This window comes from Microcoleus sp. N9_A1 (assembly GCF_036701795.1).
In the GTDB taxonomy this organism is placed as follows: Bacteria; Cyanobacteriota; Cyanobacteriia; order Cyanobacteriales; family Microcoleaceae; genus Microcoleus.
Genome location: NZ_JAUBRI010000120.1, coordinates 1 through 9,643 on the forward strand (window position 1 = coordinate 1; position 9,643 = coordinate 9,643).

General features: G+C 42.6%; 8 protein-coding genes. 4 read left to right on the forward strand and 4 right to left on the reverse strand.

Annotated elements, in window-relative coordinates; all coding sequences use genetic code 11:
- Together QUA58_RS29750 and QUA58_RS29755 are read left to right on the forward strand one after the other, a co-directional pair.
- Window positions 1-753: IS630 family transposase (locus tag QUA58_RS29750; protein WP_333397708.1), on the forward strand; the 753-nt coding region annotated here is incomplete at its 5' end.
- 271 nt (window positions 754-1,024) lie between these two features.
- Complete coding sequence (locus QUA58_RS29755) at window positions 1,025-1,993, forward strand: TIGR03885 family FMN-dependent LLM class oxidoreductase (RefSeq protein WP_333256778.1); 969 nt, start codon at window positions 1,025-1,027, stop codon at window positions 1,991-1,993.
- An 18-nt stretch (window positions 1,994-2,011) separates the two neighbouring features.
- Here the strand turns inward: QUA58_RS29755 and QUA58_RS29760 are convergent, their stop codons facing one another.
- Window positions 2,012-2,830: an ion transporter gene (locus tag QUA58_RS29760; RefSeq protein ID WP_333397710.1), complete on the reverse strand. Its 819-nt coding sequence runs from the start codon at window positions 2,828-2,830 to the stop codon at window positions 2,012-2,014.
- Between the two features lie 295 nt (window positions 2,831-3,125).
- A complete protein-coding gene (locus tag QUA58_RS29765; protein WP_333397713.1) occupies window positions 3,126-4,037 on the reverse strand; it encodes a DUF2382 domain-containing protein in 912 nt (303 codons plus the stop codon).
- 598 nt (window positions 4,038-4,635) lie between these two features.
- Between QUA58_RS29765 and QUA58_RS29770 the strand changes: the two genes are divergently transcribed.
- Together QUA58_RS29770 and QUA58_RS29775 are read left to right on the forward strand one after the other, a co-directional pair.
- Window positions 4,636-5,142, forward strand: a complete 507-nt coding sequence (locus QUA58_RS29770; protein ID WP_333256644.1) for a hypothetical protein — start codon at window positions 4,636-4,638, stop codon at window positions 5,140-5,142.
- 176 nt (window positions 5,143-5,318) lie between these two features.
- Window positions 5,319-6,323 carry a hypothetical protein gene (locus tag QUA58_RS29775; protein ID WP_333397714.1) on the forward strand — a complete coding sequence of 335 codons (1,005 nt, stop codon included), beginning with the start codon at window positions 5,319-5,321 and terminating at the stop codon, window positions 6,321-6,323.
- A gap of 419 nt (window positions 6,324-6,742) precedes the next feature.
- Here QUA58_RS29775 and QUA58_RS29780 read toward each other — a convergent pair whose 3' ends face one another.
- Both QUA58_RS29780 and dtd read right to left on the reverse strand, forming a co-directional pair.
- Window positions 6,743-7,981, reverse strand: a complete 1,239-nt coding sequence (locus QUA58_RS29780; protein WP_333397717.1) for a HetZ-related protein — start codon at window positions 7,979-7,981, stop codon at window positions 6,743-6,745.
- A 560-nt stretch (window positions 7,982-8,541) separates the two neighbouring features.
- Window positions 8,542-8,952: a D-aminoacyl-tRNA deacylase gene (gene dtd, locus QUA58_RS29785; RefSeq protein ID WP_333397719.1), complete on the reverse strand. Its 411-nt coding sequence runs from the start codon at window positions 8,950-8,952 to the stop codon at window positions 8,542-8,544.
- Window positions 8,953-9,643: the final 691 nt, after the last annotated feature.

Sequence of the window (9,643 nt, forward strand, 5' to 3'; positions counted from 1 at the left end):
TCCACAGCTTCTTTGAGAGAAATAGTGGCAGCACATCCCGATGCAACCTTACTAGAATTGTGTGAGTTATTTGCCCAGAAGACGGGAAATTGGGTGGGTAGAACAGCCATGTGTAATGCCTTACAAAAGTTGGGATTAAATCGTAAAAAAAAAACCGTGAGAAGTAGCCAAGCCGGCACTGAAAGAGTCATGAAATTAAGGTTAGAGTATTGGGAAAAAGTTAAGCATATCGACCCAAAAAATCTAGTCTTTTTAGATGAGACTGGAGTATTGCTAGGTTTAACCAGAACTCATGCACGTTCCCAACGAGGGACGAGAGCCTATGCGGTCAAACCTTTTTATCGAGGTAAGAAAGTCACAGTAATTGGTGCAATTAGTCTCACGCAAGTAGTGGCATTAATGACCCTAGACAACTCGATGGATGGCAAAGCATTTGAGGTATTTATTGAGCAATGTTTAGTGCCACAATTGTGGTCGGGAGCAGTAGTAGTGATGGATAACTTACCAGCGCATAAAGTAGATTCAATTAAGCCTCTGATTGAAGGTGTGGGTGCTTCTATCTTGTGTTTTTCCCCATACTCTCCTGATTTTAATCCTATTGAATTATGGTGGTCGCAACTCAAATCTTTATTGCGACAGTTTTCACCAACCAGCACTAAAATGGTTGACACGATAATTGCTGTGGCTCTTGACTTAATTAATCCGAAACATCTTAAAAACTGGTTTACTAATTGCTGCTACTGTACCTCATAACATCCGGAAGTGCTGTAATTCCCTATGGCATCTACTCGGTAATTGAAGCTCGCTATCGGCGAATTTTTCGCTCATAAGCTTGCCCGTTATACAGAAAGTTATGAATTTTGAGTACAAGATAATTTTTTGTGAATCAAAAACTTATCTAACTCAAAACTCAAAACTTTTACAAAGCGTCCTGATTAAATCACCTGCTTTTAAGTCTGGATCTTTTAAGTCAAAACTTAACATTCAAAACTCAAAACTTAAAACTCAAAACTCCTAAAAACTTATGGCACAAATTGGTTATCATGCTTCCCACGAACAGTTTAAGCCCAGCGAACTGCTGAAATATGTCCAAATGGCAGAACGAGCTGGCTTTACCCATGCCCTTTCTTCCGATCACTTTCATCCTTGGAGTGAAGCGCAAGGACAAAGTGGTTTTGCTTGGTCTTGGTTGGGTGCAGCAATGCAAGCCACGCCGACGCTTTCCTATCGGGTTGTTTGCGCTCCCGGACAGCGGTATCATCCGGCTATTATTGCCCAAGCTGCGGCAACGTTGGCAGAAATGTTTCCAAATCGTTTTTGGCTCACGGTTGGCAGCGGTCAAGCGTTGAACGAACATATTACTGGGGATAAGTGGCCTACAAAGATCGATCGCAACGCGCGCCTCAAAGAATGTGTCGATATTATCCGCGCCCTTTGGGCAGGAGAAACCGTCACCCATCGTGGCTTAGTGTGCGTAGAAGATGCAAAACTCTATACCCGCCCGGAAATTCTCCCATTAATTATCGGCGCCGCAGTTACCCCAGAAACCGCAGAATGGTTGGGCAGTTGGGCAGATGGATTAATTACTACTTCTCGCCCACCTGAAAAGTTAAAAAAAGTCGTCGATGCGTTTCGTCGCGGTGGTGGAGAAGGAAAACCAATGATTTTGAAAGTGCAGCTTTCCTATGACAGTAATGCAGAAAAAGCACTACAAGGCGCTCATCATCAATGGCGTAGTAACATCTTCAAAAGTAAAATGCTGACTGAACTGATAACACCCGATCAATTTGATGCCGCCGGGGAGTTTGTACAACCAGAAGAGTTATATCAACACGTCCGCATCTCGGCAGACCAAGAGCAGCATATTGAGTGGTTGCAAAAAGATATTGAATTGGGGTTTGATGAACTAATTTTGCACAACGTTAACCGAGAACAAGAGCAGTTTATTGAGGTGTTTGGCGAAAAAGTAGTGCCAGCGCTGACCAAAACTTAATCTTGGCATCTACCTCATTCAAGGCTTTAAATTCTGATTCAATAATTGCTGAATCTCAGCCCGCAAAGCAGCCATTTCAGTTTGAAGTGCTGCAATTGATTTCGCTCCTGCTAATTCTGCTTCGTCATCCTCTGCATCGCGACCAATAAAAAATGTGGCGATGGTCGCAGTTACATAACCAAAAACCGCAAACGCATAGAGTGCCAGAACAAGGCAAAGTATGCGACCTTCTGGCGTTTTGGGCCAATATTCCGAACCCATTGTCATCATTAGCATAGCCGTCCACCATAAGGCTGTGCCGTAATTATTTAACCCGGAGGAACCATCGGCGACATCTTTTTCAAAAGCATACATCCCTGCTGCACCTACCAAGGTAATAATTATCGTTAGTCCTACGACATAACCAAATCCGCGACGGCTAACACTCGCAGCTAATGCCCGCATCCCTCGATTCGTACCAGTCATAACTCGCAACAACTGCAAACTTCGCATAGCCCGTGCTGTTTTGAATGCTCGCACCACTCGTACAATCCGAAAGGTACGCAAAGCGGGCAACAGCAGAGAAAAAGCCGTTATCCAATGGCTTTTGATATAGGAAATTTTGCGGGGTGCCAAGGCAAATTTAACTAGAAAATCTGCAATAAAGATAATCCAAATAGTAGTGCTAATGACTTCTAGCAGTGGGTTTAATCCCCAAATTAATTCAAAAATAAATAGGGCTAACCACACAAATGCCAGCACCAGCATGGGAGCTTCCAGCCAATCTTCTAACTGTTGAAAAATCTCGCTTTGCTCTTGTTCTATGGCTTGTTTTTCTGCCAGGTTGGGGGTCTTCATCTACCTACCAAATCATTAGAAGTTGTCTTTTACGCTGCATTTTAGCATAAGCTTTCGCCAACGGCACAGCAGTAAAGCCGTGGGCGATTATGGACGCGCAAATAATTAGGCTACCAATGACCCAAGCTGACTCTAATCCTGTTTTATGTAGCGCCAGCGTGGCATAGAAAATCGCTGCCGCCCCGATAGGACCCAACCATCCTAAAAACAAAGTATCCTGCCAGCTTTTTAGCTGACCCAGCTCATGTGGGCGAAGACAGCGCAACTACAAACCTTTGTTCAATTCATTCGCACTCTAACGCCCTTCCCTCTTCACCTCCAACTCTTCACGACGCAGTGTTTCCGTTGCCTCAACAATCTCCGTTTCAACTTTTTTCCTGATGTTAACTTCTTCGCGCACAAAAGCTTCTTTTTTGATATCAGCAGTTTCTTCGTAAACGTCCATACGCATCACCTTTTCCTGCTTGAATGGAGTATCCCGATTTACTGGCGCACCTGCCTTTTCGGGAGTTATACTCTCAATTACCACTCGCTCTTTTTCTGTTGGAATTGAAACCCGTGCCGTTTCGGTTTCAACTCGCTTGCCAATTGCTACCTCGCCAGTTTTGTGACGGCTTTTTTCTGCAACCAGTCGTTCTTCGTAGAGTCGGAATTTGTGATGCTCGCGCTCGTTCATCTGATACAATTGAGGCTCTTGTTCGTAAGTGTAGGTGTTGCGGTCATAACCAGCAGCGCTAGCTTGGTTAGAGACAGAACGGGGCATAGAAACTGGTGCAGATTCTTGTACAGGCAATGAGGTTTCTAAAGGCAATGATGCTTCTACAGGTGCAGACCCTTCTACAGTTCGAGTACGATAAACAGCCCGCACTTGTTCTTCATAATCGTAATCAACTACCATCCCATCCTCATACCTGGGTAGTTTTTCTGCTTGGTCTTTACTCCTCAAACCCGTCGCGTAGATGCGCTCTGCATCAACCTCCACTCGACAAAGAGCAACTGGAACTAATACCTTCTTGCCAAATATCCAGAAACCCGTGTCAACAACAAAATATCGGAAACGTCCTGTCTCATCAACTAGCGCTGTATCGATGGAGCCAATCTTCTCATCTGTATTTCCAGCATAGATATCCAGACCTTTGATATCTTCGCCATTAAAAGCAGCTTCGCGGTAGTTGGGATTAAAATCTTCTATTTTGTAAAGTAACATACGAACTCTTCCCTTTCTATCTACATCAACTTATGCCCCCATTTTAGAGAGAACTCAAATTTGATGCTTCCTTCTTATGAAGGATTAAGTGAAACAGAATAGTAGGATGAGTAGATTTGTATTAATTTTTTTCTGTCTTTGGATAGATGACTTGTCATTTTTTATCCACATTCCGCACCCTCAACTTTCTGAATCGATTTTTAACTATTTTTATAAAAAAACATTTATAAATTAGAGTTTGATACTGTCTATTAACGGATAACAAAATTTTATATAATAATTTATTTCTTTAAAAATAGACTTTCATGTGAGATATTGTGGAGAAACAAATCATTTTAACAACTTTGCCTTTATTAGGCTACTACCTATTTTTAAATATCATTATAAATCTAGGCCAGGCAGCCTCTTCAGCAATCACTTTCCAATAACTAATGACTAATGACTAATGACTGATGACTAATAAAAACAAATTCCCCGGTCTAACCAGGGAATGAAAGATATTAAAAAAAGTAATGTTGTTTTGTATCCGCTCAATAAATCGGGGTAACAGCAAAAAAGAAGGTTCACAATCTAGGTACAGCATGGTAGAATATGATTCATGACGCAAGAATCATCTCCTCAAAAATTAGTAGAAACCTTACTGCAAAGCATTGAGCCATCTGACATTGCAGACGAATCATTGCGTCGTACTGTGTCCATATTGCTGAACCTCATAGAACAATTACAAGCAGAAACCAAAGAATTACGGTCAGAAAATCAAAGATTAAAATCCGAAAATAATCGTCTGAAAGGAGAACAGGGCAAACCAGAGGTTAAAGCTAATGGGCCGAAAAAGTCAAAAGAAAACTACTCATCCGAGAAAGAGCGAAAAACACCAAAAAAACATATTAAAAGTAGTAAAAATGCTCTGGTCAAAGTTGACAGAGAAAAAATCCTCGAGTATCCCCAGGCAGAACTACCATTCGATTCAGAATTCAAGGGTTATGAAGAGGTAATAGTTCAAGACATTTTACTGAAAACAGATAACGTGATTATTCCGGAAACAGAAGTATTACTCACCTTCAGAAAAGAAAACATACATTTCACCGTTACCATCCGGCTATGATGGGGAGTTTGGTCCCGGAGTAAAAGCCTTAGTTATGAGCCTGTACTATGGAGGTAACATGACTCAAGGAAAGCTGTTAGATTTTTTAAGCAATATTGGGATTTCCATGTCAGCCGATTATTTATCAAATCAGAAGAATAAAAAATTCATCAAAGTTTGAATCAGAATTTAACGAAGTGTATGTATCCGGATTAGCAAGTAGCCCTTGGCAACACTTAGACCAAACAAGTGCGCGTGTTAAAGGAGTAAATCATACTACAAATATAATTTGCAACCCATTATATACAGTTTATTCTACAACCTTAAGAAAAGACCGATTAAGCGTACTTGGAGTATTACAAAACAACCTAGAACTTGAGTTTATTCTATCTCCACTTACTTACCAGCTATTAGATAAGTTCAATGTACCCCGGAAGTGGAGCCATCAAATTAAAGGATTACCTCAAGAAATTCCGTTGAACGGTGATGAATTTAACTCCTTGCTGAATCAGCATCTGGGTTGCTTAGGCTCTCAACATCGTACCAGAATTTTTGAGGCAGCAGCAATTGCTTTTTATCATCAGCAATCCCAGATTCCGGTAATAAAAACTCTGGTCACTGATGATGCACCCCAGTTTAAATTACTCACAGATGATTTATCTTTATGTTGGGTGCATGAAGCAAGACATTATAAAAAATTAAGTCCATTTGTTACTTGTCATCAAAAAAGTTTAGATAAGTTTATTGATGATTTTTGGGATTACTACCGAGAATTGCTCGCTTACAGAAACTCTCCATCTGGGCTAGAGAAGCTCAGGCTAAAATCCAAATTTTGGGAAATTTTCGGCAGTCAAACTGGTTATGAACAATTAGATGAACGAAAAAAATTAACTTCTTGTAAAATATCTGAGTTGCTTTTAGTTTTGGAGCATCCGGAATTACCATTACATAATAACCCGGCAGAATTAGCTGCCAGAACAATGGTGCAGCGACGAAATATCAGCTATGCGACTCAAACTTGTGAAGGAACTAAGGCGATGGATATTTTCATGTCTCTAGTTGCGACTACTAGGAAATTAGGAATTAGCTTTTTTGAATATATGCACGATCGTATTTCTCACCGGGGAAATATTCCAGCTCTGGGGATGATTATTCGCGAACAATCTTCGCTTTGTTCTTTCGGTGTGTCCTGGGATTATTGAAGAAGTTTAAAAAAAGATAACTGCTTTGAATTATCGGAACTTGATTCCTTTATTAAGTGTCACCCCACTGTTAATTGTGACTGTTCCAAAAAGACTGTAATATCCTTGACTTCATAATTGATAATACATTATTTTAATCAAGATTTAGCAGCCAGCAAATGCGATATTTTTGTATCTAAATTAAGATATTTGTACAATTAAATTAAAATTCTACAATTCCGAAAAATTAATGCTTACCGCAACTTATTGAGCGGATACGTTGTTTTAATAAATTGAAATTGCCAAAAAGCGGCGATAAATTAGTAGCAGCGATTGTTGATTTGAGAGCGGACGCCGGGGCGGGCAGTCCTGTGTAGATGCCGCACCCGATCGCATTTTCCAGTCTCAAGAAAACAGTTGCATTCATATTTGAGCACCAATTAAGCTTGGCTGCTGTTGCGAGTCTGGCTAGCCAGCTCCAACAGTTGCGCCCAGCGTTTTTGGACTTGTTTGGGAGTGCATTTGAGCGCGGTGGCGATCGCCTTGTCGCATTCTTGGTTCCGCTTCATTACTAACAGTTGCTGCATATCGGGCGACAGTTGAGCGCGAAATGCTTCCCATTTGTCCGAAGTCATTCCCAATTTTTGATCGACATCAGCACCCAGCCATTCGTGGACGAGTTTCCAGTTTTGAGTGCGGGCAAATTTTTCGACGTGGTACTTGAAACGTTGTTGCAAGTAGTCGCGCTGGCGGGAAGACAAACCGAGCGCGCGGTCAATTTCCGAAGCCGAAAGGTCTTGCAATTTTAAAGTTAAGTAATTCACGCATTCTGGCTGATTTTGGGCTTCCAGATAGGTGATCAATTCCGAGACTACTCGATCGCGCAGCACAGCATCAGCCGGATCGACAGTTTCCGAAACCATTTGTTCGCGGACTTGTTGCAGCGCCGGAGAGCGGCTGTAAATTTCCGCATCTTCTCCCTTGCCCGACTCTACAGCCATTTCAATGTCGATCGCAGTTTCGGGAGGTTGGCCCTTGGCAAATCCTTGAGCGCGCAACACGATCAGGCGTTGGCGGTTGCGGCCGGGCAAACCGATTTGGCGCTTGGCGTAGTGTTCGGTGAAAGCCATGTACTCAGCCAATTCTAGCTGCGTGCGGGGCTGGTAGGTGAGATCGAGTTGGTGTTCGCGGCGGAAAGCTCGCAGAGATTCGATGTAAAAGCCTTGCAAAAAGTCTTCAATCATGTTGTAGCGAGCTTGGAAGTTCAAGTTCGATCGGAAAGAAGCAACATGGCGGTAAATCATGGCCGCGAGGTGGGAGTGCAGTTCGACGCGGCCTTGTTTGGAACCGAGGCGGTAGTATTGCAGGGTTTTTTGCAACCGGTGCTCGGCCAAGGTGATTTGCCAAGCTTCAACTTCGCCGGAAATTTGGATGCGATCGCTTTTTTGGCAAATCCGTTCGACTTCCTTAGCAATCCGCATCGCCACTGCTTGAGCGCTGCGGCTGGCAGTTTTCATCTCTGCTTCCAATTCTTTGAGGGCGAATTCAGCCAAAGCCAGGATATTGATGCTGGGAACAGTATTGATTTCGGCGGTTTGTTCGGTGGAGGCTGCCGGAATGGAGTTGAAGCCAGAAGCGGTGTTGCAGTTGACGGTGTTGGTGGCAGTTTTGACAGTCATGGCGTTTATCGGGTAGTAGCGCACAGCGTGCGAGGACATTTGTCAGAGAGTGAGGTGGCAGTTGCTGGCGGTTTCGCTTGCTGTGCTGATTCAACTCTCTATACATTGAATATTACGGAAGTAGAGATAACCGCAGTGATGCCAGTGTTCCACTCTCTCAGGCAACAGTTTTTGGCTGCTGAATCTGATTCTAAGCGCTAGCTGTGGAAGATTGGTTTTATTGCGGTTAAAGCCTTACTGTACAAGCATTCTGAGCTGTTAGGAAGGTTGGGCGATCGCGAGGAAAATTGAGGGTGCTGCAGGCCGCTGAGTGGACAATCTAATAACTGGCTATTTGAGGCGGTTTTGGGCGTTAGAGATTGTGGAATCGATACTCGGCAGAGTGTAGCTATCTGCAATGTCTTCTCAAGCTACGGCACAGTAATTCGGAAACCCGGTTAATCTGAAAATTTGATCTTATTCAAGAAGGAAGAAGGAATAAGAAAGAAGCACAGAGAGCTTTGTTTGCAAACAATTCACCCTGATTCTCTCTCTAATACCAAAGTCACCGGCCCGTCATTCTAGATCGAGACTTGCATCATCGCTCCAAACAAGCCTGTTTCAACTTTTAAGCCGCTCTGGCGCAACTTTTCGACAAATTTATCATAAAAAATTTCAGCTCGTTTAGGAGCCGCAGCTCGGTCAAATGAAGGCCGCCGACCTTTGCGGCAGTCCCCATAGAGGGTAAACTGACTCACAACCAGCAACTCGCCGCCGATGTCTTGTACGGACTTGTCCCAGCGCCCGGTATCCGTGGCCGAGTCGGGAAACAAACGCAATTCCAGGCATTTGCGAGCCATCCAATCGAGTTCTGCTTCGGTGTCGGTGTCCGCAATAACCACAAGCAAGTTGAGTCCGCAGCCAATTTTGCCGACAATTTCACCGTTAATTTCGACTTGAGACGATTTTACTCGTTGGATAATTACTCGCATTGACCTGCTTTTTGGTAGCGTCCTAGGATTATCATAATTAATGGGTTTAAAACCCACATTCCGCACCCAACTGTCACATAGGGTGTGGGTGGACTGAATCTACCCCAACAATGGTGATAACTGCAAGATATCTTCAGTATAAATACTTGAAAGAGTGGCATTCGAGACACGAGTTTACATTTAACTTGAGCCGTTGGTATAAAATCATCTGCTGAGACATCTCAAAACCTGAGTGGCCGTCACCATCACCAAAAAAAGTATCCATATCAGTGAATAAAAACTTAAAATTACACACACGAATACACAGGCACAGCAATAAATTAGAACTCAGTCGCCGTTGCCCGAAAAATACTATTCAATCAACAAGTAATGCTCTTATCATGACCATAAATATATCAACTCAATAAATAATAACGACGACAAGCATCGGGGAAAAACTTGAGAAGGGACAAGCGTTCAGTCGTCAAACTAGAGATGGTTTGCAGTGACTCGAAAGTTAATAAATGAACGGATTGAAAGCATTGAAATATCCACCGCAAGGTCATTACTCACAAGTTAAGCTAAAAACACTATTATCAATGAGTAATTGTACTCATTTTTTACCTGTTTACCCAATAGACATCTCCAAAATAGTAACATTATGTGGTAAAAGAACATAAGAGACCTTTTTTTACACAGAAAAATGAGCGAC

Excerpts from the sequence above, each read along its gene's own strand:
- QUA58_RS29755 (WP_333256778.1), top strand. The coding sequence starts at position 1,025 with ATGGCACAAATTGGTTATCATGCTTCCCACGAACAGTTTAAGCCCAGC.
- QUA58_RS29760 (WP_333397710.1), bottom strand. The coding sequence starts at position 2,830 with ATGAAGACCCCCAACCTGGCAGAAAAACAAGCCATAGAACAAGAGCAA.
- QUA58_RS29765 (WP_333397713.1), bottom strand. The coding sequence starts at position 4,037 with ATGTTACTTTACAAAATAGAAGATTTTAATCCCAACTACCGCGAAGCT.
- QUA58_RS29770 (WP_333256644.1), top strand. The coding sequence starts at position 4,636 with ATGACGCAAGAATCATCTCCTCAAAAATTAGTAGAAACCTTACTGCAA.
- QUA58_RS29780 (WP_333397717.1), bottom strand. The coding sequence starts at position 7,981 with ATGACTGTCAAAACTGCCACCAACACCGTCAACTGCAACACCGCTTCT.
- dtd (WP_333397719.1), bottom strand. The coding sequence starts at position 8,952 with ATGCGAGTAATTATCCAACGAGTAAAATCGTCTCAAGTCGAAATTAAC.